This is a genomic window from Oribacterium sp. WCC10 (assembly GCF_900113415.1).
Lineage (GTDB): Bacteria > Bacillota > Clostridia > Lachnospirales > Lachnospiraceae > Oribacterium.
Map to the genome: position 1 here is coordinate 28,745 of NZ_FOPH01000013.1, position 26,254 is coordinate 54,998.

The following is a 26,254-nucleotide window of genomic DNA, read 5'->3' on the forward strand; positions in this document are numbered from 1 at the left end:
CAACACGTTAGTATGCAGAAAAAAATGGTTTGAAATATACTATGAACACTTATGAATCATATTTAAAACATGAAGCCGGCTTTATAATCACAATTGAAGAGTGTATGCAGATTTATTCCAAATTAGCAGAAAGCATCACTTTATGTACGTTGGAAGATAAGGATAAATTTTGGAATGATTTTATCAATCGCACGGCCAGATATACCTTTATTAGAAATCAGTGGGAGACCATGAGCTCAGAAGAAAGAATGGCAGCTGACGATGGCCGTACCCAGGCACATAACGTAGTAATCACTTCCCTCAATACTCTTGCCAGAATAGTCGAGCATGATGTTGGCGATGCCTCTTGGCGTTTACAACTTGGTGATAACAGGAAACGTATAGGTGATTTTGCCTGCTTTGTTTCATATATTACCGGAATATCTAACAGATAAAATACAAATTTCAATAAGTATGAAACAAGGTAAATCATTAGAGACTAGGTCATAACAGAGTACAACACTTGTGTCCATCAGCAAAAAGCTGTTCAGCAATCCAATAAAGAAAGAGCTGTTGTATCAGATGATTCGTTCATCTATGCAACAGCTCACACTCTATTACGATATTTCAGTCAGCAGCTCATTGGCGGATTTAACGATATCAGGATTATATCCTTTATCAAGAAGTGTCTGAACCATGGAACCGGATTTTAACAGCTTTACTACTGTAGCTAATTCCGTAGCGCCTTCCGCTTTTCCTTCGGCAATGCCTTCTTGTCTTGCACTGGCTTTTGCAGCATCAAGTTCGGGCTTCATGAGTTTTATTAGAGCTTCATTCATTTCCGGTACCTCCTTCAATTTGTTAAAAATCGCCTCGTTTTCTATCATTGCAAGATGTAACACTGAATCAGCATTATCTCTATCATCTTTTTCAGTCAGGACTCTGGCAGACGAAACCAGACTTTTAGCAGTCGTTTCATCCATCTTCCGGGTCAGGGCTTTTAACCATTGATGTTCATCAATTTTCAATCTTGATGATATGATCAGCTGAGTCGGAAAAAGAACTTTTTCTCCGGATATGTAAAATATCCCCGGATATTCTTCGGTCACGATACAACTGTTGTTCTTAAACCAGTTGATCAATGTTCTGGTCATTCCCTCCCGGATAAGAGAGATGGTTATTTCCGATGATCGGATAGCATCTTCGTTCTCAGCATTGGCTTTATACAAGCATGCATAGGCCAATGTTTTAAAATATTCATCTATCCCAAGTTCATCTTCCGGTGACTTGTATTCAAAAATATTGTGCTGCAGGAAGATCCTGCCTATTTCATTCTTGATTTTAACGTCTTTTTGCTTTTTTATGACCAACAGATCCATCTGTATGGGCTTTGTGTTAAGCGTGCGTTCAGAATCAAAGCTTAAATCTTTTTTGTTGGCTTTAAGCTCCAACTTTATGGCAGCACAAAATGGCGGATGCCATTGGGTCTTTTCGTATTCACTCATAATTATTTTGCTTTCTATGGTAATTATAAGTGATTTACCTTCAATCACTTTCATATTACCATTATTTATTATTAGAGACAATAAGTGGAAATCCAGCTGATACGACAGCTGTAAAAGATTGGATTTTGATTAAAAGAAATGATGATTTATAAGATTTTTTATGTTCGATATTCGAATTCGATTTCCAATAAATGATATCAGAGTTTAACAGAAAATCATATAGTCTGAATTTAGACTATAAAGCCGAAACATAGCTGACTACATCAGCATCCCGGGAGTACATATATGTTTACGATAATTTTTCTTGAATTTGTATTTGTCATCATACTGATCATAGCCGAGTTAAAAAAACAAAATATTAAAACTTTGATTTTCAAGACATTGTCTTCACTGATGTTTGTATTGTTGGGATATCAAAAGCTTTCCTTTGACATGATAGTCCCTGGTCCGATATTTTTCGGATTATGTTTCGGAGCTGTGGGAGATGTATTGCTTGCTATATGCCTTATTTCAAAAAGATACGAAAAAGTTTTTTTCGCATTCGGCGGGATTATGTTTTTCATTGGTCATATTTTCTATCTTATGGCAGCAGTGGCCATGTCTCATCATGTTGTCATGGCATTCGTCATTACCATTATCATAAACTATTTACTGATGGCCCTTTTATTTAAAAAAATCGACCTGGAATATAAGCTTAAGATACCGGGCATGGTCTATGTGTTCATGGTAGTCTTTATGGCTTCAAACGGACTGATGAATCTCATCACCATACCCGGAACCAAAACATTTTTCTTCGGAACAGGAGCTGTCCTGTTTATGATTTCTGATGTGATTCTGATCATTGAAAGATTTATAGAAGAGAAGAGGATTTATACCGTGGGTGTTCTACTGTGTTATTACACGGGGCAGACACTGATAGCATTGAGCATATAAAAAAACGCCGCTACATTATCGGTTTTTATTCCGATATGTAACGGTGTTTTCCACTGTCAATATTTACTGAACCTCAAAGTATTCCGACAGATCCTTTGGCAAGCTTATCTACAAGTTCGTTAAATCTGACACCTGTATGGGCAGCCACCTTTTGGAAACGGATTTCCATACTGTTTCTCATTTCTGAAATAAAAGCCTTATACTCAATGGTACCTTCTTTATTGGCTTTCCATTTGTTGTCAGCCCACATTTCGATTCCCATATAATCATAGAAAACCGTGATACTTTTGATTCCCTGTTTTGATGCAGCACTGATAGCCGCCATGGAACCATGTATCTCCCCGGCAACATTTCTCATGGACGCAAGAGATGCATCTGTACCTGATCCCTGAACTGTCTCAAATGTTCCGTCTCTTCTCATGAGAATCCCGCCATACCCGAATTTCTTTGATCTAATGTTATAACTTCCGTCAACATAGGCTAGAGCTTCAGTTTCGACACCGGCAAATTCTGCAATTATGTCCTCCGGTTTGATATCAGCCACCGAGTGGAACTGAGGTCCCTGCGGAACTGATGCTGAATGTACTCCGGAAGCATTGTGTCTGTTTGTCGAGGATGCGGCCCTACCTGTAACTATCCCTCCGGCTGATCTACCATATCTGTTACTGCTGACCGAATCGACTCTTTGGCTTGTCCCCCCGGTACTTTGTCCATATCCACCGCTTGCTCCTGCAAATGCCTCTGCCTCAGCACGTGTGCTGAACTTCTTATATACTGCTCCGGAAAATCCCGTAACCTGTGCTTTACAGTCATTCCAGTTACTGTAGACTCCCGGTTTTTTTCCTCTTTGAACTGCGTAATAAAATGCCATATGTCACCTTTCATAAATTAGAATACGATGTAAGGGTCAAAATACCAAATCACGTGCTTGCACGTTGATTTGATACTATATGTCCCACCCGAATATAGTAAAATCCCAGTTCTATTCAGTTCATCATTTAAACTGAGCAGAATTGGAAGAAAATGCAAGGGATGGGTGCCAGGGCTTGCGAGTTGAGAGCACTTCCTGTGCCGGCACGTACGTATCCGGACGCATGCTGGTGCGACCGGTACGAACCTGGCAAACAGGATGTGAAATCAACCGAGTGAGCCGGCACGCGCCCTGCATTTTCTGTATTATTTCAACACTGAATAGCACCTAATTCTACCCAATAGTCTAAAATAATTCCACATAATCATAAGTTAATGTTTTATGAAGATTTCAATTTCTCTTTAGATGCCGGATATTTAGTGTTATAATGCAGCAGACTTTATATAAACATTTATTTCCTTAAATATAGCATTATCCATATATACGGTCATATACATGAACCATATATCACTAATCCGGTTAATGTTTTCTGACAAACAATCGAAGAAAGGACCTTCACTATGTCTCAGAAATTCAATGCAATTCTTTTAGATCTCGATGGTACACTTGTTAACACTCTTTACAGTCTTCAGGATACAATGAATAAGGCCATGGAACGTTTCGGATTTGATCCTATTTCCATGGAGCAGACAAAAAAATACGTCGGAGTGGGCAGCTACAAGTTTGTTGAACGTTCCGTTGAAGCAACCGCCAATCGTCTATACAGAGAGGCTGAAAAGTGGGAAGAGAAAGACGAGGACAAGGCATTTGACCTTGATCAGAAGGCTGACGAGGTTATGGAGCAGATCGACGATGCACATGAGGCATACATGGAAATCTTCCGTGACAACTGTACATTTAAGGCAGAGCCTTACCCCGGAATGAGAGAATCTCTTGATGCTCTCAAGGCTAAGGGATGGAAAGTTGCCTGTATTACAAACAAACCTTTGGAAGAGGCAATATTAGTTCTCAATCACGCTTTTGGAGAAGGTTATTTTGATTACATTTCAGGTGATGACGGAACACATCCTTTGAAGCCTGACACAGGTGTTGTGGATGATACATTAAGCCATATAGGCTGCAGCAAAGAAGAGTGTGTTTACGTCGGTGATACAAACACAGATATGGAGACAGCAAAGAGAGCCGGTATAAAGTCCATCGGCTGTATCTATGGTTTCCGCAACCAGCAGGAGCTTGAAGAAGCCGGTGCTGATGTTCTCATAAAGAGCGCAGAAGATATAGTGAAGGCTATCGAATATCTTGAAAGTGTTTGATTGTGCAAAACTGATTTTACAAAATTTTCATTATTTAAGCCGTTTTATGGCAGTTTCGTCTGTTGACAATGATTTTTCATGAACCTATAATTAGCAATGCTGAATCAAGAGTGCTAATTTTGTATACACATTCATTCAGCCTGAAACGTTGATGGATTTTTCTTTTAGAGTTTTTAGATGCCATCATTAATATAGATTATTCTCATCTATAAACGCATATTTTGGGTCGTTTATCTCTGGCATACAGATGTCAGTCTAATCAGCTCATTACTGGAAGGAGTAATTATGACAAGTATAGATATCGTTTCCGGTTTCCTTGGAGCCGGCAAAACAACATTTATCCAGAGACTTCTGGATGAAGCATTAAAGACAGAAAAAGTGGTTCTCATCGAGAACGAGTTTGGCGAGATCGGAATCGACAGTGGTTTCCTCAAGGATTCAGGAATCCAGATCCGTGAGATGAACCAGGGATGTATCTGCTGCTCACTTGTAGGCAACTTCGAGCAGTCACTCACTGAGGTTGTCAATACTTATAAGCCTGACCGTATCATCATCGAGCCTTCAGGTGTAGGTAAGCTTTCTGATATCATCGGTGCAGTCAAGTCTGTTTCAGAAAACCTTGAAGTAGAGCTTCACGCTGCAGTTACAGTTGTAGATGCCAAGAAGGCAAAGATGTATTCCAAGAACTTCGGTGAGTTCTTCAACAACCAGATCGAGTATGCAGGTACTGTTGTTCTTTCCAGAACTGATATAGCTGACGATGCAAAGATCGGTGAAGCTGTTTCTATCATAAAGGGAATCAATGAGCGTGCTACAGTTATCACAACACCTGAGGCAGAGCTTACAGGCGAGCAGCTCGTTAACATTATCTCAAAGAAGTATGATCTTGCAGAGGAGATGCTTGAGGATGTTATGGAGCGTGTTCATGAGCACGAGGGTCACGAGCATGAGGATGAGCATGATGAAGTAGAGACTCTTCCAAACGGTGTTCAGATTCACCACAGTCATTCACACCATCACCATCATCACGATCACGAGCATGAGCATGAGCATCACCACCATGACGAGGATGAGCATGAGCATCATCACCACCATGAGGACGGTGAGGAATGCTGTTGCCACCATCATGACGAGGATGAGCATGAGCACCATCACCACCATGAGGACGGTGAGGAATGCTGTTGCCACCATCATGACGAGGATGAGCATGAGCACCATCACCACCATGACCACGACGATGAGTGTTGCAGTCATCATCATGATGAGGATGAGCACGATCATCATCACCATGAGCACGATCATGAGCATCATCACGATGGATGCTGCTGCGGACACGATCACGATGCCGATGAAGTATTTAAGACCTGGGGTGTAGAGACTCCTTATGCATTTGAGAAGGACAAGCTCTCACAGATTCTTGAAGAAATGGCTCATTCCGAGAAGTTCGGTAAGGTCGTAAGATGTAAGGGAATGCTTCCTACAAAGGAGACCGGAGAGTGGATGTACTTTGATCTCGTTCCTGAACAGACTGAGATCAGATCAGGCTCACCTGATTACACAGGTAAGGTTGTTGTTATCGGAGCTGACCTTAATGAGAGTGCACTTCGCGAAGCATTTGCAGGAATGTAAAAAATACGACGGTGATTTCCATCACCGTCGATTTATTGCATTTATAAACAATTATCATCCGTAACCGATGTAATATTTTTTTGAAATGGAGTTTTTATGGCAACAAGTGATAATTATGAATTAAGAGATGATCAGATTCCTGTATTCCTCATTAACGGATTTCTTGAGGCAGGAAAAACTGATTTTATAAAGTACACCATGGCACAGGAGTACTTCCAGGCTGAAGGCACAACACTTCTCCTTCTTTGTGAAGAGGGTGAGTCTGAATATGATGACGCGACACTTGAGAAGTACCATACAGTTAAAGTTGTCATGGAAAATGAAACTGATTTCAATGAAGAGAATCTCAAAAAGCTTCAGGAGCAGTATAACCCTGAGCGTATCATCATTGAGTGGAACGGAATGTGGAATCAGGATGATCTTTTCAACGGTCCTATGTCAGAGGTAGCTCTTGCGGAGCAGCAGGGTCGCGATCCTGAATACGTTCTTTCACTTCCAGAGTCATGGGTCATCTATCAGGTGATCACCATCATCAACGGCGCGACACTTGACCTTTACTTGAACAACATGAAGAGCTTCATTGGTCAGATGCTTCGTCAGGCTGAACTTTGCATCGTCAACCGTTGCGATAACATACCTAATGAGAAGCTTGTAGACTACAGAAGAAAGTTAAGAGCCATGGGTCAGAATGCCATGCTTGTTCTTGAGGGCAAGGATGGTGAGATACCTCAGGATACTCTTCCGGAGGATCTTCCATACGACATCAACCAGCCTTCTTTTGCCATCAATCCTGAGGATTACGGTACATGGTTCGTTGACTGTATGGACAATCCGGATCGTTACATCGGTAAGGAGATCACTTTTACCGCCATGGTTCTCAAGAGAAACGGAAGCCCTAAAAACGAAATCGTTCCGGGACGTATGGCAATGACCTGCTGTGCGCAGGATATGACATTCCTCGGATATGTTGCCAAGGCTGATCCTGCAGTTCTTGCTCCATACAACACAAGAGACTGGGCTAAGATCACAGCTGTAGTAGGCATGGAAGAAAGAGAAGAGTATGGCGGAGAGGGTCCTGTTCTTGATATAAAGAAGATTGTAAGAACAGGTGCAATCGATGATGCTGTAACATTCTGATGATATAAATCATTTCACAGATAATATACGCGCTTAATCATAGACCTGAGGCTATATATTGGCCTCTGCACAATCTGACACATCGGAACCATCGTCACCGACACAAATGTAAGTCCGACACAGTACTTCTGTAGATATATCCTATCTCACGAAGCTGCTGTGCCGGACTCTTTTTATTTCTCACATAACCCAAAGTAATAAAGTGAAAAAATATCATAATTCCATCTTGATATCCCATTATCCTTGTCCTATACTATAAACAATAAATCGATTTAAAGTGTTAAAGTGTAAAGCACAAAATCAAAATTTGAGATTGGTTTACAAAGGAGAGGAGATAGTGATATGAAGAAAATGAACAAATTAACAGCAGTTTCAATGGCAGCTGTTCTTGCTGCCGCTTCACTTTCAGCTTGCGGCGGATCAGCACCTGCAACCACCGAGACCAAAGCAGCTTCATCAGACGGAGCAACAGCAGCCGCTACAGAGGCAGCCAAGGATACAGCTTCTTCTGACAAGAAGTTCAAGGTTGGTATCTGCCAGCTCGTTCAGCACAATGCTCTCGATGCAGCCACAAAGGGTTTCATCGATGTACTGAAGGAAGAGTATGGTGACAATATCGTCATCGACGAGCAGAACGCACAGGGTGATTCAGCAACATGTACCACTATCGTAAACGGTTTCGTTTCAAACGAATATGACCTTATCCTTGCAAATGCTACTCCTGCACTTCAGGCAGCCATGAACGCAACAGAGGATATCCCAATCCTTGGAACTTCCGTAACAGATTACGGCACAGCACTTGCGATGGACAGCTTTGATGCTTCCAAGGGAACAGGCATCAATGTTTCCGGAACATCGGATCTTGCTCCGCTTGATCAGCAGGAAGACATGATCCTTGAGCTCGTTCCTGACGTAAAGAAGGTTTCCATCCTTTACTGTTCAGCAGAAGCAAACTCACAGTATCAGGCAACTCAGATTGAAAAGTATCTTGAGGAAGACGGCGTAGCTTATGCCGAGTTTACATTCTCGGATTCAAACGATCTCCAGTCTGTTGTTCAGTCAGCTATATCAGATTGCGATGCAATGTATATCCCTACAGATAATACAGCAGCTTCCAATATGACTGTAGTAAACAACATCGTTCAGCCTGCGGGTATTCCTATCATCTGTGGTGAAGAGAACATGATGAAGTCAGGTGCTCTCGCAACTCTTTCTATCAGCTATGAGGATCTTGGCCGTGCAACAGGTAAGCAGGCTATCGAAATCCTTTCAAACGGTGCAGATGTAAAGACAATGCCTATCGCTTATGCAGAGGCTACTACCAAGGAGTACAACAAGGCTTACGCTGATGCCATCGGTATCACAATTCCTGATGACTACAAGGCAGTAGAATAATTCGCGTTCATTTGTGATACGGACTTATCCAACAAAACAATACTCAGTACGGTATTGAGTTCTTTGATACTGTGCTGAGTTGTTTTTTTCAGACAAGTCCCGTTCAACGCGTGATGTATCGGTAAGACAACGGATTTTATACACACTTGTTGATACGTCAGGTCAAAAAGTGACGGCGGTTTCTTTGCCGCTCACATAAAAATATTAACGGAGATTCAGACAATGGCAGCTTATTTTTCTTCATTAAACCCGGTAGCTCTATGGAATGCAGCCCCAGGCGGAGTGGCTCAGGGACTTATATGGGGTATCATGGCACTTGGTGTCTACATTACATTCAGGGTACTTAACTTTGCGGATATGACCGTTGACGGTTCCTTCTCTCTGGGAGGCGCTGTAGCAGTTATGCTTATGCTTAAGGGGGTGAGTCCTCATGTGGTTCTTTTTGTATCCTTCGGAGCAGGACTCTTATCCGGATGTATCACCGGCATACTTCACACAAAACTCGGAATACCTGATATCCTTGCGGGAATACTTACACAGATTTCACTATATTCCATCAATCTGAATCTCATGGGTAAAGCCAATCAGGCTGTACCCGTAAACTCAGTCCGGGTATTCTTTACCTCAAATGTTCGTTACCTCGGGCAGACATTGACACTCACTCTTGTGGTTGATGTGATCATTGTCGCCATCATTTACTGGTTCCTTGGCACAGAGCTCGGAAGTTCCATCCGTGCCACAGGTATCAACCCCAACATGTCAAGAGCACAGGGTATAGATACCAACAAGATGAAAATCATCGCTCTCATGCTGGGCAATGGTCTCGTGGCTCTTTCAGGTGGAATCCTCTCTGAATATCAGGGATTTGCAGATGTAAAGATGGGTCAGGGTTCAATCGTTATCGGACTTGCAGCAGTCATCATCGGTGAAGTTCTGGCTGAAGCACTTGTAGGCAAACGTCTCAACTTCATCATGAGACTCAGTTTCACTATAGTCGGAGCCATCACCTACTATATGGTTTATGTATTCGTTCTTTGGCTTAAATTCCCTGCAGACGACATGAAGCTTCTTACAGCTATCGTTGTTGCTGCCTTCCTTGCTGTTCCATATCTCAAGGAGAAGAGAACCAATTCATTTTCGGGACTGACAAGAAGAAATGCAAAGCTTGAAGCAGCCTCTGCTCAGGTTGATAAGGAGGACGCATAATGCTGGAGATCAGAAACATTTACAAAACCTTTAATCCTGGAACCATCAACGAAAAGAAGGCTCTTTGCGGTGTAAACATCACCCTGAACGACGGAGATTTCTGTACGGTCATCGGTGGAAACGGAGCCGGAAAATCAACTATGATGAATGCTGTTGCCGGAGTATGGCCACTGGATTCAGGTGTGATACTTGTTGACGGTACCGATGTTTCAGGGCTTTCAGAATATCAGAGAGCTCCTTTCTTCGGAAGAGTATTCCAGGATCCAAGAACAGGTACTGCAGGTGACATGCAGATCGATGAAAACATGGCGCTTGCCGCAAGAAGAGGTCAGAGAAGAACATTACGCTGGGGCGTCACAAAAAAAGAAAGAGATGAGTATCGTGAATACCTTAAAACCTTGGATCTTGGTCTCGAAGACAGACTGACAGAAAAGGTAGGACTTCTCTCCGGTGGACAACGTCAGGCTCTTACACTCATCATGGCAACCATGAAGAAGCCCAAGGTTCTTCTTCTCGATGAGCACACAGCCGCCCTTGACCCGAAAACAGCTTCAAAGGTTCTTGCTGCTACAGACAAGATAGTAGAAGAGAACCATCTCACAACTCTTATGGTAACTCACAACATGCGTGATGCAATTCATCACGGAAACCGTCTCATAATGATGAATGATGGTAATGTGGCTTTCGACATCTCCGGTGAAGCAAAGAAAAAACTTACCGTAGAGGATCTTCTTCATAAGTTTGAGGAAGTCACGGGCGGAACATTTGCAAACGACCGAATGCTTCTTTCGAAGTGATGACTTACCGGGTTTCCGGTATGATCCGGTATATGGTAGCAGCGGAATTTCTGTACCATTGCTTCTGACAATCATTAAAATGAATATTATGACCGGGCTAAACGCAAGGATGCTATCCTGTATTTCACAGGTGGCATCCGTTTTTTTATATCTTGTTCATGTCCCTGAAAAAGACTTGAAATCCTATATCCTATACAATCTTAAAATTTCATGGTAATATACGATGATGCATTTGTTAATAAATAGGACTGTATCTGTCGATGTGAGATATAAGGATATTAGTGTCCTAAAAGCTGCACTTATACAATGACGTGAGTATCAGAAGTATTTACGGCTAACTGATTAGCGACACCGCACGCATTTATGTGCAATGTGCTGCTACAATAATCCTTACATTTATCGACAACACAACAGGTTTAAGTCCTGCATATTAAGGAGTATCATTCATGTCAAAACTGAATTTCAATTTTCATATAGATCCCCAAAAGGACAGGGATCGATACATCGTTTTGGCTTCGGCCGGAGTTCTTACTGTTTTAGTCATTGCCATCGTTATAGCACTGGCAGTAAAGGGACAAAAGTCAACATACAGTGAAGAAATCACCGCCGAGTCACTTGCAGCCGATGCCTCACTTGAAGCATCGGGAGCTCAGCATTCCGGCTCATCGGGAGACAGTTCAGCGAAGACTGAGAAAACCACCCTCGAGGAAGTTCAGGAATTCACCAAATCCATCCAGATGGAGGCCATAAACCAGTCCATCGCACAGTACTCAAATCTTGGAATCGTAAAGTGCGACAGCTACATCAACTTCAGAAGCGCACCGGATCAGAATGACCTGACTACTATCATGGGTATGCTTGCAAACGGTTCAGCAGTAGACATCATCGAGGCAGCTCCCGAAAATGCAGAGGGCTGGATGCATGTCAGATCCGGAGGCATGGAGGGTTACGTTGCATCAAGCTATATCGCAACAGGAGATGAGGCCGTGACCCTTGCAGGAAGTCTCATTAAGCCGAGAGCCACAGTTCTGGCTGACAAGCTCCGTATCCGTTCCACACCGGAGATTGCAGACGGCAATACTGTAGGTTCAGCCGCAAAGGGCGAAAAATACGAAATCATCAGCCGTGTCAACAAGGACTGGATCATGATTGCCTCAAGCAACATCGACAACATCGATATCGCTTATATGTCAGCATCAGATGAGAATGTTTCACTGGGCTACGGCCTCGACGAAGCAAAGTCTCTTAACCTTAAGCAGAAGGTTCTCAACATGTATGACAACCTCGGTGTTTCTCTTGCATCAGACTACATCAATGTGCGTTCTTCACCAAAGGAGGACGGCATTGCAAACATCATCGGTAAGTTCCCGGGATATGGCGGATGTAACATCCTCGGTGAAGAAAACGGCTGGTACCATATCAAGTCAGGTTCAGTTGACGGATACGTTCGTGCGGACCTCCTTGCAACAGGTCAGGCAGCTCAGGATCTGGCAGTACAGAATGCTCACGTCATGGCCATCATCAATACACAGTCTCTGAACGTAAGATCTCAGGCTTCAACCGATTCAGAGGCCTGGACACAGGTAACAAGCGGTCAGCGCTATGACGTTGTAAATCAGATGGACGGTTGGGTAGAGCTTGACCTCGGTGACGGTGATGACAGCAATTCAGATCAGGGATCCTTTGTTTCCACAAGAGATAACAATGTATCTGTAACTTACGCTCTTCAGGAAGCCATCGAATATTATCCTGCAGTTGAAGCTGCCAATGCAGCTGCTGCCTTCCGAAACAAGATTGTCAACTTCGCATGTCAGTTCGTAGGTAATCCTTATGTTTGGGGCGGAACATCCCTTACACACGGTGCCGACTGCTCGGGTTTCGTACAGTCAGTTCTCAAGAACTTCGGCATTTCCGTACCTCGTGTATCCCGTGATCAGGCACAGGCCGGCGTCAAGGTTACAAGCGATACCATGAAGCCCGGAGACCTGGTATTCTACGCAAACAGAAGCGGAACCATCAACCATGTAGGTATGTACATCGGAAACGGTCAGATTGTTAATGCCGCATCTTCAAGATCCGGTATCAGAATCTACCGCTGGAACTACAGAACACCTGTCGCTATACGAAATGTAATCGGTGATTGATGATAAATCATCATAACCCGGGATAGCAAAACTTATTATTCGTTTTTTGGTAAGCAAAGAGGCAGCCTCACGGCTGCCTCTTATTTTTAATGACGTTAATGTCATAAATATTGTCACTCACTGCTTAGCGCCAACGCACACATTCGTGTGCAATGTGCTGCTGAATTATAATTACATCAACGCATTTCTGAATTCAATCAGATTGAAGTTATAATAGTGTGTCGGTCTTCCCTGTCTTACCGACTTATCCTGTACATCATTCTCCGTAAGCCTGATGATATTGAGATCAAGAAGCTTGGCAAGAATACGGCTGGCAGATCTCGGCGTGATACCAAGGATGGTAGACAACTCATGAGAACTGATGATCTGCTTGTCATTCTGCTCGAACATACTTATAAGCTTAAGGATATTTGTCTCATTGATTCCATTCTCACGAGAGAAGTTAAGAGCCTTCTCATTGGAATAGTTATACATAAGCTGCGTATCTGAGCTTAACGGACCCGTTACCTTTCCTTCCTCGCCAACAAAAAATGCATCATTTCTTCCGTATCTGTTGGCCTCCATCAGAGCATGCTCCGCAAAATAACGTGAACGCTCCTTGGAAGAGCTGACACCTGCGCCGATACGGAAAGCAAATCCAAGCTCTTTCTTCATCTTGAGAAGAATGGGCCTTATTCTGTCGATTTCAAATGTTCCTGTCTCCATACGGGCATGAATCTCAAACTGATTGAAACCCTGTGTGATAGAAAAATGAACATGATTATCCTTACGATAATCCGCCAGCATTTTATAAACCGTGGCCTCACGATATTCCTGTTCCTCCTGCTCGATGTCCTCACCGAAAGGGAGTCTGATAAGAATAGTAAGCTCATCCTTTTGCTCAATCTGATTAAGCCTCAACTCGTTCATGGCCGAACGGATAGACTTTACTATCATGTCCTCAGACGGGAATACAGCGACATACGGAATATGAAGTTCATCCAGACGCTTCAGGTTATTAATTGAACGGGAGAGTATATAGTCGATTTTTCCCTCATCCCAAAGCTTTTTGGCTGTAGCAGTGATATGCCTGTAATCATAATGAGTGTCCTCAAAGAAATACGGACAGTCTTCCTTTTTTATATAATGTCTTATCCCCATGTAATTATTTGTCGAGGTCAGAAAATCACAGAACACACGATTTAAAGGTGTGGCAGGATGCTCTATCTTAAACTGTAAAAGTATAGAAAGTACATCTATAGGCTCGTATGCGGTAAATGTACACGGAATTCTGATGTCAGGAAACTTGTTCTTGATATAATGATATCCAAGTTCCCCCGAAAAGAAGATGACATCGCACTTTCCTTTGCAATCCTGATATATCTCATCGATATCAGTCATCTTCTTATATATATACTTATGAAACTGTACTCCGAAATCATGCTCGGCGATAACCTTATCCACCGGTTCCAGTGAATGATCCGGACTGACAATAGCTACATTTGTCATAAAAACTCCATTCCGTCATTAAAGACGAATCATAATACATTTGATATGTCCTCCCAAACCCTGCCTGATATGTAAAGAATACTCAGACCCCCGTGTCATCACAGGAAAAACAGACACAAAGAAGCTCTGATCATATCTTCATTTTACAAAGCTTTAATTTTAGGACATAAGACATTTATGTCTTTAAACGTAGGGTAGCACCCGCTATTTTTAAAGTCAAACAAAACATGTTCAATTTTCCTAAATCAACGGTGGTTCCTTGTATACACGATGACATTTTTCATCAAAATAGAACGTAAGTTTATAGGATATGGATTTTATGAGGCAGATGGTCTATAATGTAGTGGTTATATTTTGCAATTTTTTAAGGTGGAACAAATGGCTAGACCAAAAGGCAGTAAAAATAAAACAAAAAAGGGACAGGCAGCAAGAAGCCGCTCTAAAAAAAGCACTTACGATGCACCCATGATGGGAGATGAAGTTGCTATCATTATCACATTTGCAATTTCAGCATTTTTATTTTTATCAAATTTAGGACTTTGCGGACCCATAGGCATGATTTTAAAAAGCATCCAGCTGGGTCTTTTCGGTATTGTAGGATTCCTTTTCCCTATAGTATTAAGCTTTGTAGTTGTATTCATTTTATCCAATCTGGATAATCCATACGCAACATTTCGCATGACCACGGCTTTGTTCATGCTGATTTTTATTTCAGCTATACTTCAGCTCACTCTGGGCGGCGGTGTCAACAACATGGGACTTGGTGACTTCTATAAAGAAGGTGCCGAACTCGGCTCCGGAGGAGGCGTCATCGGCGGTGCCCTTGCCATGGTGCTCTACACTATCACAGGCAAGGTGGGGTCTATGCTCATCCTTCTCGCGGCATGCTTTATATGTCTCATTTACATCACAGGCAAGCCTCTCGCAAGGATGCTTGCCGAGAGTTCAAGTGTTGCCGCACTTCGCGCCAGAGATCGTGCAAGAGAAGATTGGAACAATGTCACTACATCCGCACGTATTCATAGAGAAGAAAGAAGACTCGCAAGAGAAGCAGCACAACGTGAACAGGCAGAAAAGCAGGTTGACTTCGCTTTGAAAGAGCCGGTTGTGCCTGAAGCCATCACAGATACAGCGGCTGATACCGCATATCTTGCGGCTGAAGGACCGTTTTTACCGGATCCGGCACCGGCATCAGAGCCCAAAACCGATCCGGGACGTATTCTCGGACCGGATGAATACGCAGAAAACACAGTTGAACTTCCTTTGAATGTAAGACATACTCCTGTAACTCTTGTAGATCCGACAACATTGCCAAGACCACAGGTGGTTGCGACTAATTCAGATTCTTCTGCCAAAACTTCTGCAAATGCTTCATACAGCGTAGAAGAGACATCGACTTCATCTGCGCTGCCAGAAGTTGACACAACTTCCACGGATAACGGATATGATGCCGTAGAAGCCGCATTGAATGCTGCATTTGACCGTATGACTGTCAGCACACCATCAGCACAGTCTGAAAATTATTCCGGTATTTCGGAGGACTCCTATGCTGAGGTTGATTACGATGATTCTATGATTCAGGCTGAAGAAGATACTGTGGCAGAATCATCAGATTCATTCGATGATTACAACAGCGAAGATGAATCGAATACATCGTCATATGAAACTCCATTAACTGACGGCGGCTCTTCATCCTATGAAGATATGCCCGGTGCAGAAGACTATTCCGAAAACGGATTCTCTGACGAGGACATTATCATCAATGAGCTTCCTCCTATCACTCCGATGGAAGAGGAGAGTAGTGATGTTTCTTCTTATACAGAAGACTCATTCGCAGAGGATTCCGAAGTAACACTTCGTTCAAACGGAACAGCAGTTATAGGCAGAGGCGATATGGAACAGGGTACACGTCGCATTGTGGCCTCAAACGGTCAGGTCATTGAGGCCGATGTTGAACCTGTAACAAAGAAAATCGAAACTCAGCTTGATCGTGAAAAGCGTGAAAACACTCCAACAGAAGCAGACAACAGAAAGGTTGAACAGGAGATAAAAGAGAAAAAGCCTCAGAAGCCTTATGTCATTCCTCCTCTAAGCCTGCTTTCATCAGGAGGTAATCAGGATGTGGATTTCAGAGATGAGATTCGCCAGAATGCCGTAATTCTTCAGGAAACACTGAAGAGTTTCGACATTGAGGTAAAAATCACAGACATTTCTGTCGGACCTTCCGTTACACGATATGAGATCCAACCGGACATTGGTGTTAAAGTTTCAAAGATCGTTTCTCTTACAGACGATATCAAGATGAGACTTGCGGCTACGGATATACGTATTGAAGCACCAATACCGGGAAAGTCCGCAGTCGGAATAGAAGTTCCCAACAAGCACAGCTCTGTAGTACATCTTGGCGATGTGCTCAGGAGTACTGAATTCGGAGATGCTAAATCAAAAATTGCCTTTGGCGTGGGCAAAGACATTTCCGGAAAAATCATCGTTACAGATATCGCAAAGATGCCACATCTTCTTATCGCAGGATCAACAGGTTCAGGTAAGTCTGTTTGCATAAACACACTTATCATGTCCATGCTCTTCAAGTACAAGCCGGAAGAGCTTCGTATGATCATGGTTGATCCAAAGGTTGTTGAGCTCAGCGTCTATAACGGAATACCTCACCTTCTCATCCCTGTTGTAGTGGATCCGAAGAAAGCTGCCGCTGCACTTAACTGGGCAGTAGCAGAGATGACAGACAGATATAAGAAATTTGCCGAAACAGGTTCAAGAGACCTGAAGGGCTATAACGAAAAAATCGAAAGAATCATCAATGATCCTGAAATTCCGGAAGACCAGAAACCTGAAAAGCTCCCTCAGATCGTCATCATCATCGACGAGCTGGCTGACCTTATGATGGTTTCAAGCCAGGAGGTCGAGGATGCAATATGTCGTATCGCACAGCTTGCCCGTGCAGCAGGTATGCATCTTGTTATCGCAACCCAGCGTCCTACCGTTAATGTCATCACCGGACTTATCAAGGCCAATGTACCAAGCCGTATAGCATTTGCTGTATCTTCAGGTACCGATTCACGTACCATCATAGACATGAATGGTGCCGAAAAACTTCTTGGTAAGGGTGATATGTTGTTCTTCCCTCAGGGAATTCCTAAGCCGATACGTGTGCAGGGTGCATTTGTATCAGATCAGGAAGTAAGTGCTGTTACTGATTTCATCAAGAAAACAATGGGTGACATACAGTATAGTGAAGATATCCAGGCTCAGGTACAGTCAGGCGGCGGCTCTTCCATGCCGGGCGCCGGCCAGAGTGATATAGATGATCTTTTCCGTGATGCCGGTCAGCTTATCATAGAAACCGATAAGGCATCCATCGGTATGCTTCAGCGTAAGTTCCGCATCGGTTTCAACAGAGCTGCCAGAATCATGGATCAGCTTGCCGATGCCAATGTTGTAGGCCCTGAAGAGGGCACCAAGCCTCGTAAGATCCTTATGAGTCTTGATGAGTTTAATTCCTTGTTTTCATAGGATTTAATCCTTTGAATATATGTTTTGTTGTCTACTTTTACTACTGAGGAGAAAGAGGTAAAAAATGAAGTCTGATATTGAAATTGCACAGCAGGCCACTATGGAACGAATCACTGACGTAGCTGCAAGATACGGCATCGATAACGATGACCTTGAGCAGTACGGAAAGTATAAGGCAAAACTGAGCGATGAGCTTTGGACAAAGATCAAGAACCGTCCAAACGGTAAACTTGTCCTTGTAACAGCCATCAATCCTACACCTGCCGGAGAAGGAAAAACCACAACCTCCATCGGCCTTTCTGACGCTCTCAATTATGTCGGCAAAAAAACTGTTGTAGCATTGAGAGAGCCGTCTCTCGGACCTTGCTTCGGCATAAAGGGTGGTGCTGCAGGCGGCGGATATGCCCAGGTAGTTCCAATGGAAGACCTCAACCTTCACTTCACAGGAGATTTTCATGCCATAACAAGTGCCAACAATCTCCTTGCGGCACTTCTCGACAATCATATTCAGCAGGGCAATGAACTTCGCATCGATCTCAAGAACATAAACTGGAAGAGATGTGAGGATATGAATGATCGTCAGCTTCGTAACATCGTTATCGGTATGGGCAAGAAAACAGACGGTGTTGTCAGAGAGGATCACTTCGTCATCACAGTCGCATCCGAGATCATGGCTGTTCTCTGCCTTGCAGATGACATGGATGACCTTAAGAAACGTCTTGCACGTATCATCGTTGCCTACGACGTAGACGGAAAGCCTGTCACAGCCGATGACCTAAAGGCCACAGGTTCCATGGCAGCTCTCCTGAAGGATGCCATCAAGCCCAATATCATTCAGACTCTTGAGCACAACATGGCCATCGTTCACGGAGGACCTTTCGCAAATATCGCTCATGGATGCAACTCTGTTCAGGCAACAAGATTTGCTCTTAAGCTCGGCGATATTGCTGTTACGGAAGCAGGCTTCGGTGCTGACCTCGGTGCTGAAAAGTTCTTCGATATCAAGTGCCAGATGGCCGGATTCAAGCCGGATGCTGTAGTACTTGTTGCAACAGTAAGAGCACTCAAGTATAACGGCGGTGTTCCAAAGGCTGAGCTTGGATCAGAGAATCTTGATGCTTTAAAGAAGGGTATCGTCAACCTCGAAAAGCATATTGAAAACCTTCAGACTTACGGTGTTCCTGTAGTAGTTGCCATCAACCAGTTTGCATCCGACACTGATGCCGAACTCGGTTTTGTAGAGAACTTCTGTCGTGAAAAGGGCGCAGACTTTGCTCTCTCAAAGGTTCACGGAGAAGGCGGCAAGGGCGGTGTAGAGCTTGCCAATACAGTCATCAGAACACTTGAGACAAAAGAGTCACATTTCACACCTGTACAGAATCTTTCAGATTCTCTCTACGACAAGATCAATGCAGTTGCCACAAAAATCTATGGCGCCGATGGTGTAGATTTCGACTCAAAAGCAAAGAAGTCGATCGACCGTCTCACAGAACTTGGTTTCGGCAATGTTCCTGTTTGTATGGCAAAGACCCAGTACAGCTTAAGTGATGATCCTAAGAAGCTTGGCAGACCTTCCGGTTTCCGTATCACCGTAAGAGACGTATATGTTTCAGCAGGTGCGGGATTCATCGTATGTCTCACAGGTGACATCATGACCATGCCGGGTCTTCCCAAGAAGCCAGCTGCCTTTGACATTGATGTTGTAGACGGCAAGATCGTTGGATTATTCTGATTAAAACAATGTATACATATAGCCGGTCAATGATTCACCGGCTATACATTTATTTCACGTATGAATGAATCAGTGCACTATATTATTCATTAAAAAGAAAGCGTTATTATCATGGCTAAATTTTCAGAGTGGCTTACAGACCTTAAGTACGAAACAGTTCACGGAGATCCTTCATCATGTGAAGTGAACGAAGTCGTTTTTGACTCACGTAAGGCTTCATGTGACACAATATTTGTGTGCATGAAAGGTTCCAATGTTGATTCTCATCAATACATTCCTGATGTTATTTCAAAGGGTTGCATTTCTATAGTTGTAGAAGAGGAAGCATCCTCTCTCCCTGTAGATATTTCCGAAATCAATGATGACATCACTATCATTAAAGTGGAAAATGCACGAGAAGCCCTTGCTAAGATCAGCGCTGCACGATTCGGTTATCCTTCAAAGGAGCTTTGTGTCATTGCCATAACCGGCACAAAAGGAAAAACCACAACCGCTCACATGATCCAGCAGGTTCTCACATCTGCCGGCAAAAAAGCAGGATGTATCGGAACCACCGGAGTCGAATACCTGGGCAATCACATCCCAACCAAGAATACAACTCCGGAGTCCTATGATCTCCAGCATTATTTCCGCGATATGGTTGATGCAGGATGTGAATATGTGGTTATGGAAGCGTCTTCACAGGCATTCAAACTCCACAGAGTAGATGCCATAACCTTTGATTACGGTATTTTCACCAATATCGAGCCTGACCATATCGGTCCGAATGAGCACAAGGATTTCGAAGAGTATAAGTTCTTCAAGAGCTGCATCTTCAGACAGTCAAAGGTCGGTATCATCAATCTTGACGCTGACTATGCTGACGAGCTTATATCTGAAGCGCCATGCAAAATGTACAGTTTCGCTATAAACAGGACGGCAGATTTCATGGCAGAGCATATCGCACCTGTGACACATTCTGATTTTGTGGGAACAGAATTCAATGTTATCGGCCATACAGAGCTTTCCGTACTCCTCAATCTTCCAGGAAAGTACAATGTCTACAATGCCATGGCAGCCATTTCCTGCCTTACACTTGCAGGCATAAAGCCAGAAGCCATCCTTCATGCCCTTCGAAGGATTCATGTTGACGGAAGAACTGAGGTTGTATTCAAAAATGACACCATGTCTGTTCTCGTGGACTATGCCCATAATGAAATGGCTATGGAAAACCTCCTTAGTACATTGAGAGAGTATCAGCCCAAGCGACTCGTTGTCGTATTCGGCTGTGGAGGAAACAGGGCAAAGGACAGAAGATACGGTATGGGCAAAGCTGCTGCAGAGTTTGCAGATCTTAGTATCCTTACCGCTGACAATTCCCGTTTCGAAGAGACCGAAGATATCATAAACGACATCAAATCGACCCTGGTTCCTGCCGGAGGAAAGTTCATAGAGATTCCTGATCGTCGTGAAGCCATAGAGTTCGCTATGACTCATGCTGAGGCAGGGGATATGATCGCTGTTATCGGAAAGGGTCACGAGGATTATCAGGAGGTTAAGGGTGTCCGCACACACTTCCTTGACAGTGAAGTAATTCAGGAGACAGCAAAAAAGTACAATCTTTGACCGCCTTCCGATCATCAAATTTATCAATAAGTACAAGAGGACATAAGGATATGAATACCGCAGATAAAAGTTTTGGTTTTACAGATGAAGGAATCGAAGAGATAGTTTTGGATTCCAGAAAAAAGATGCACAATGCATTGTTTGTTCCTATCGTAGGCGAGAGAAGTGATGGTCACGATTATATAGATATGGCCATAGCTAACGGTGCTGTTGCAGTCTTAAGTTCCAGAGATACCGAGGCTCTGCAGGAAAAATATCCTAATGTAAAGTTTTACAGGGTTCCTGATACTAAAGCCGCTCTCCAGGAGATCGGCTACATGGAACGTCTCAAGTTCAGCGGCAAAGTAGTGGGTGTGACAGGTTCTGTCGGAAAAACCACCACCAGAAATATGATCGCCACAGCGCTCAGTGCAGGGATGAAAGTATTTCAGACTGCCGGAAATGCCAACTCACAGGTAGGCGTTCCCATTACCATGTTTCAGATGGCACGTTCCTGTGCTGATATTGCAGTTATCGAGCTTGGTATGTCCGAGCCCGGTGAGATGACAAAGATTGCCCGGATCGCATGTGTGGATATCGCAGTCATTACCAATATCGGAATCGCTCATATAGAGTACCTTAAGACTCAGGAGAACATTCTTCGTGAAAAGCTTCATATACTTGACGGAGCCTCCGGTCAGGCAGTTCTTTATATCAACTCAAAGGACGCCATCCTCAGAGAACTGAGCATTGAAAAGATTCATGAATTCGGTATTGCAGAAGATACTTCACTGGTTATAAAGAGCTATTCACCTGATGATTATGCCCTCACACTTATCACAAAGGGTGACCACATGCTTCAGAATGCTTCTGCCGCCATGCATATTTGTGAAGATAATGATGTTGATTTGGATGGCGCAAAAGCAAAGCTTGAGTCATTTACAGGCGTAGCAGGTCGCGGAGAAACCTTCCGTACCGAAAAGGGCGTGCTCATCATCGATGATGCATACAATGCTTCACCTGTTTCTATGAAAGCAGGACTTGATACCCTTTCTCAGCTCGAGGGTTCAAGAAAGATCGCAGTTCTCGCTGATATGCTGGAACTTGGCGAGAAAACTCTCGACTATCATCGTGAAGTTGGAACATACATTGCAACACTTCCTATAGATGTTGTATTCCTCTATGGTGAAAAAGCCGCAAGCATCGGCGCCGGAATCAATGCCGCATTCGATATGTCCGACAAAGACTCCGGAAAGAGTCGAAAGCCGACCATAGAGTATTTTAATGATTTCACTGAGCTTAACAATACAATCCGTTCTGTAGCAAAGGATGGCGATGTTATTCTGTTTAAGGGCTCTAACAGTATGAAGCTGTCTGAAATCGTTAATACCTTTAAGCAGGAAAAGATTTAATGTACGCACAGATAATTATTGATATAACAAGTGATGCTTTGGACAAGGCATATACATATCGCATTCCGGATGGAATGGAAGTACACACAGGGGATAGAGTTTCTATCCCTTTTGGTATTTCTAATGCCATAAAAACCGGTTACGTCATCGGACTGACTGATCAGGTGGACTATGACCCGGCAAAAGTAAAAGAAATTAATAGCGTTATGCACGATGCCATATCTGTAAAAGAGCAGCTCATACATCTGGCATCATGGATGTCTTCAGAATACGGAACAACATTAAATCAATGCCTTAAGACAGTACTTCCCGTAAAACGTGCGGTCAGAAAAAACTCAAGACGTATAGATCCGCTCCTTAGGTATGCATCAGAAAAGGATGAATATCATGAGCTGAACGAAGAACAACAGGCCGCCGCGGATACCATCATTTCCGGTTTCAGACGCTGCATATCAGGCACGGCCGGAGAAACTCCACGCTACCTTCTTAACGGAATAACAGGTTCCGGAAAGACCGAGGTTTATCTACATGTTATGGAACAGGTCATAAAAGCCGGATACAAAGTCATCATGCTTATTCCGGAAATATCTCTGACCTACCAGACTGTCATCAGAGTCTCAACCCGTTTCCGGGGAAAAGTTGCGATTCTTAACTCCAGGATGAGTACAGGGGAACGTTATGAGCAGTATATGAAGTGTGAAAGCGGAGAGGTAGACATACTTATAGGTCCGCGTTCTGCAGTATTTGCACCTTTCGAGAAGCTCGGCATGATAATCATGGACGAGGAACACGAGGGTGCTTATAAAGCAGAAACGGCTCCACGCTACGAAACAAGGGATGTAGCTTATCACAGGGCAAAGCAAAGTCATTGTCCCGTTCTTTACGGTTCAGCCACACCTTCAGTTCACATATACACTAAAGCTCTTCAGGGGGAGATATCTCTATTAGAACTGCACCGTCGTGCAAAATCAGGTTCAAGTCTGGCCGCAACAGAGATCATAGATCTGAGGGCAGAACTTGAAAAAGGAAACAGAAGTATATTTTCTGACAGACTTTACGAACTCATCACAGACAGACTGAACAAACATGAGCAGATCATGCTATTCATGAATCGCCGTGGCTACAGCAGCTTTGTATCCTGCAGAAGCTGCGGTCAGGCAATCAGATGCCCCCATTGTGACGTATCCCTGACACTGCACAGAGACGGTACTATGAGATGCCACTACTGTGGTTATGAAATTCCTGTTATGAAGAAGTGTCCAACCTGTGGAAGTCCTTATCTTGCCCCCTTCGGTTTCGGAACCGAAAAACTGGAGAGTCACGTAAAGAAGACATTTCCCAATGCTTCTGTACTTCGTATGGATGCCGACACAACAAAGAACAAGGGCGGACATGAAAAGATACTTGAACAGTTCAGGAATCATAATGCTGACATACTTATAGGTACACAGATGATTGTTAAGGGACACGACTTCCCGGATGTTACACTTGTGGGACTCATAGCCGCAGATCTCAGCCTGTCTGCACCTGACTTTCACGCATCGGAAAAAACTTTTCAGCTCATAACCCAGGCGGCAGGAAGAGCAGGACGAGACAAAGGAGCCGGTAATGTCATCATTCAGACTTATCAGCCGGATCACTACGCCATCGTTCTGTCAAGTGCACAGAACTATAAACTTTTCTATGAAAAGGAGATAGCATTCCGCAAACTTATGGGGTATCCGCCCGTAGAATATCTCATGACCATACAGCTATTATCAAAGGATGAAGATATGCTCGACATGATAAGTAAATCGGCATCCGAACCCTTCAAGGCGGATTGTACTGAAGCAAATGCAGAATTCATAGGTCCGCTTAACGCAAGCGTCTATAAGGTGAATGACATATACAGAAAAATCGTGTATATTAAACATCCTGAGCATGATATAATTATTCAGCTAAGAGACAAGTTCACAGCACACGTAAGAAGCGTGGATAAACGCGGCTTTGTGATGCTTAATTACGACATACAATAGAATGGAGTTTAAATATGGCTTTAAGAACAATCAGAGTAATCGGAGATCCTATCCTTGAGAAGGAGTGCAAACCGTTAAAGGAAGTTTCCGAAAGAACCAAAGAGATGATCATGGATATGTTTGAGACCATGTACGATGCCAACGGTGTTGGACTTGCCGCTCCTCAGATCGGTATCCTTCGTCAGATATTTGTTGTTGATATCGGAGATGGCAAGCGCTATGTCTGCATCAATCCTACAGTTACCGCCATCGGTGATGAAGAGCAGACAGGTGAGGAAGGATGTCTTTCCGTTCCCGGCAAGGAGGGTGTTGTAACACGTCCTCTTAAAGTACATGTAAAGGCATACGATATCAATATGGAGCCTTATGAGTTCGATGCAGAGGGTCTTCTTGCGAGAGCCATGGCTCATGAAAATGATCACTTACACGGTGTACTCTACACTACCAAGGTTGAGGGCGAACTTGAGGATGTTACCTACGAGAATCTTGAAGAGTACGATTATGAGGACGAAGAATAATTCTGATTCCGTCTTTTGTTTATACCTATAGCATTACTTGAGCCGGCACTGCCGGCATAGACATTTACCCGGAGGTGAGCTTTTGAAGGTTATATTCATGGGGACACCCGATTTTGCAGTTTCTACATTAGAGGCACTTTATAAGGCCGGTCACGAAGTTGCTCTCGTTGTCACACAGCCCGATCGTCCAAAGGGACGTCATGGCGAAGCACAGAAAAGTGATGTAAGGATTGCCGCAGAGGAACTGGGCATTCCTGTGATCACTCCGCTCAAGATCCGTTCCGACGAGGAGGCCAAGGCCAGATTAAAGGACATTGCACCTGATGTTATTGTCGTAACGGCTTTTGGACAGATTCTTCCTCAGGATATTCTTGATATACCAAAGTACGGATGCATCAATGTTCATGCTTCTCTGCTTCCTAAGTACCGCGGCGCAGCACCTATACAGTGGGCGGTTCTTAACGGTGATGAGGAATCAGGTGTTTCTACCATGCTCATGGATGCAGGTCTTGATACCGGCGACATCCTTATGACAAAGAAACTTAAGCTTGATCCTAAAGAAACCGGCGGAAGCCTTTTTGACAAACTTGCAGTTCTTGGCGGAGAGCTCATAGTTGAGACTCTCGATGCATTAAAGGAAGATAAGCTTACCCGTACGCCCCAGGATCCTGAGCTTGCGACAAAGGTTGGACTTTTCACCAAGTCATCCGGCCTTATAGACTGGACACGTTCTGCAGCAGAAATCGAACGTCAGATACGAGGCCTCAATCCATGGCCTTCAGCATACAGCTTCCTTTCAGGCAAGCAGTTAAAGCTTTGGGATGCTGATGTACTGAAAAAAGATGATTTCACTGATACTGATTCCCCTGTGGCGGTGCTTGATAACGACAGAAACTCTTCAGCTTCAGATGCGTCGGAAACAGGAAGTCTCTATGTTTCGGACAAGCGGCTTATAGTTTCCTGCGGAGAAGATTTCCTCAGGATTAACGAACTTCAGCTTGAAGGAAAGAAGAGAATGAGTGCAGAAGATTTTCTGAGAGGCTACCGGTTCAGTGTTTAATGCTG

19 protein-coding genes are annotated in these 26,254 nt (G+C 43.6%); 16 read left to right on the forward strand and 3 right to left on the reverse strand.

What is annotated here, in order from left to right; genetic code table 11:
- The first annotated feature begins 104 nt into the window (after positions 1 to 104).
- On the forward strand, positions 105 to 434 hold the full coding sequence (locus BM294_RS10160) for a hypothetical protein (protein ID WP_139225874.1): 330 nt from the start codon (positions 105 to 107) through the stop codon (positions 432 to 434).
- A gap of 162 nt (positions 435 to 596) precedes the next feature.
- Here the strand turns inward: BM294_RS10160 and BM294_RS10165 are convergent, their stop codons facing one another.
- Positions 597 to 1,484: a hypothetical protein gene (locus BM294_RS10165; RefSeq protein ID WP_091207763.1), complete on the reverse strand. Its 888-nt coding sequence runs from the start codon at positions 1,482 to 1,484 to the stop codon at positions 597 to 599.
- A gap of 285 nt (positions 1,485 to 1,769) precedes the next feature.
- On the opposite strand from BM294_RS10165, the gene BM294_RS10170 reads away from it, so the two are divergent.
- Positions 1,770 to 2,417, forward strand: a complete 648-nt coding sequence (locus BM294_RS10170; protein WP_091207765.1) for a lysoplasmalogenase — start codon at positions 1,770 to 1,772, stop codon at positions 2,415 to 2,417.
- Positions 2,418 to 2,490: 73 nt separating this feature from the next.
- On the opposite strand, the gene BM294_RS10175 is transcribed toward BM294_RS10170, so the two are convergent.
- On the reverse strand, positions 2,491 to 3,288 hold the full coding sequence (locus tag BM294_RS10175; protein ID WP_091207767.1) for a ribonuclease H1 domain-containing protein: 798 nt from the start codon (positions 3,286 to 3,288) through the stop codon (positions 2,491 to 2,493).
- 560 nt (positions 3,289 to 3,848) lie between these two features.
- Here BM294_RS10175 and BM294_RS10180 point away from each other — a divergent pair.
- The 7 genes from BM294_RS10180 to BM294_RS10210 all read left to right on the forward strand — a co-directional run bounded on the left by BM294_RS10180 (position 3,849) and on the right by BM294_RS10210 (position 12,909).
- Positions 3,849 to 4,601 carry an HAD family hydrolase gene (locus tag BM294_RS10180; RefSeq protein ID WP_091207769.1) on the forward strand — a complete coding sequence of 251 codons (753 nt, stop codon included), beginning with the start codon at positions 3,849 to 3,851 and terminating at the stop codon, positions 4,599 to 4,601.
- A 285-nt stretch (positions 4,602 to 4,886) separates the two neighbouring features.
- Positions 4,887 to 6,230, forward strand: coding sequence for a CobW family GTP-binding protein (locus BM294_RS10185; RefSeq protein ID WP_091207772.1), 1,344 nt, complete (start codon positions 4,887 to 4,889; stop codon positions 6,228 to 6,230).
- A gap of 96 nt (positions 6,231 to 6,326) precedes the next feature.
- Positions 6,327 to 7,367, forward strand: coding sequence for a TIGR03943 family putative permease subunit (locus BM294_RS10190; RefSeq protein WP_091207774.1), 1,041 nt, complete (start codon positions 6,327 to 6,329; stop codon positions 7,365 to 7,367).
- Positions 7,368 to 7,709: 342 nt separating this feature from the next.
- Positions 7,710 to 8,762: an ABC transporter substrate-binding protein gene (locus BM294_RS10195; RefSeq protein ID WP_091207777.1), complete on the forward strand. Its 1,053-nt coding sequence runs from the start codon at positions 7,710 to 7,712 to the stop codon at positions 8,760 to 8,762.
- A gap of 222 nt (positions 8,763 to 8,984) precedes the next feature.
- Positions 8,985 to 9,968 (forward strand): ABC transporter permease, encoded by a 984-nt coding sequence (locus tag BM294_RS10200; RefSeq protein WP_091207779.1) that lies wholly within the window; start codon positions 8,985 to 8,987, stop codon positions 9,966 to 9,968.
- Positions 9,968 to 10,765, forward strand: a complete 798-nt coding sequence (locus BM294_RS10205) for an ABC transporter ATP-binding protein (protein ID WP_091207782.1) — start codon at positions 9,968 to 9,970, stop codon at positions 10,763 to 10,765. Before BM294_RS10200 ends, BM294_RS10205 begins: the two co-directional genes overlap by 1 nt.
- A gap of 446 nt (positions 10,766 to 11,211) precedes the next feature.
- Positions 11,212 to 12,909: a C40 family peptidase gene (locus BM294_RS10210; RefSeq protein WP_242944505.1), complete on the forward strand. Its 1,698-nt coding sequence runs from the start codon at positions 11,212 to 11,214 to the stop codon at positions 12,907 to 12,909.
- A 171-nt stretch (positions 12,910 to 13,080) separates the two neighbouring features.
- Here the strand turns inward: BM294_RS10210 and BM294_RS10215 are convergent, their stop codons facing one another.
- Complete coding sequence (locus BM294_RS10215; protein WP_091207785.1) at positions 13,081 to 14,397, reverse strand: MarR family transcriptional regulator; 1,317 nt, start codon at positions 14,395 to 14,397, stop codon at positions 13,081 to 13,083.
- A gap of 378 nt (positions 14,398 to 14,775) precedes the next feature.
- On the opposite strand from BM294_RS10215, the gene BM294_RS10220 reads away from it, so the two are divergent.
- The 7 genes from BM294_RS10220 to fmt all read left to right on the forward strand — a co-directional run bounded on the left by BM294_RS10220 (position 14,776) and on the right by fmt (position 26,249).
- A complete protein-coding gene (locus tag BM294_RS10220; protein ID WP_091207789.1) occupies positions 14,776 to 17,928 on the forward strand; it encodes a DNA translocase FtsK 4TM domain-containing protein in 3,153 nt (1,050 codons plus the stop codon).
- A gap of 64 nt (positions 17,929 to 17,992) precedes the next feature.
- Positions 17,993 to 19,660 (forward strand): formate--tetrahydrofolate ligase, encoded by a 1,668-nt coding sequence (locus BM294_RS10225; RefSeq protein ID WP_091207792.1) that lies wholly within the window; start codon positions 17,993 to 17,995, stop codon positions 19,658 to 19,660.
- A gap of 111 nt (positions 19,661 to 19,771) precedes the next feature.
- Positions 19,772 to 21,265, forward strand: coding sequence for a UDP-N-acetylmuramoyl-L-alanyl-D-glutamate--2,6-diaminopimelate ligase (locus BM294_RS10230; protein ID WP_091207794.1), 1,494 nt, complete (start codon positions 19,772 to 19,774; stop codon positions 21,263 to 21,265).
- Between the two features lie 50 nt (positions 21,266 to 21,315).
- Complete coding sequence (locus BM294_RS10235; protein ID WP_091207797.1) at positions 21,316 to 22,656, forward strand: UDP-N-acetylmuramoyl-tripeptide--D-alanyl-D-alanine ligase; 1,341 nt, start codon at positions 21,316 to 21,318, stop codon at positions 22,654 to 22,656.
- On the forward strand, positions 22,656 to 24,671 hold the full coding sequence (priA, locus tag BM294_RS10240) for a replication restart helicase PriA (protein ID WP_091207799.1): 2,016 nt from the start codon (positions 22,656 to 22,658) through the stop codon (positions 24,669 to 24,671). The genes BM294_RS10235 and priA overlap by 1 nt, the downstream gene beginning before the upstream one ends.
- 14 nt (positions 24,672 to 24,685) lie before the next feature.
- Complete coding sequence (gene def / locus BM294_RS10245; protein WP_091207802.1) at positions 24,686 to 25,189, forward strand: peptide deformylase; 504 nt, start codon at positions 24,686 to 24,688, stop codon at positions 25,187 to 25,189.
- Between the two features lie 82 nt (positions 25,190 to 25,271).
- Positions 25,272 to 26,249: a methionyl-tRNA formyltransferase gene (gene fmt / locus BM294_RS10250; protein ID WP_091207805.1), complete on the forward strand. Its 978-nt coding sequence runs from the start codon at positions 25,272 to 25,274 to the stop codon at positions 26,247 to 26,249.
- Positions 26,250 to 26,254: the final 5 nt, after the last annotated feature.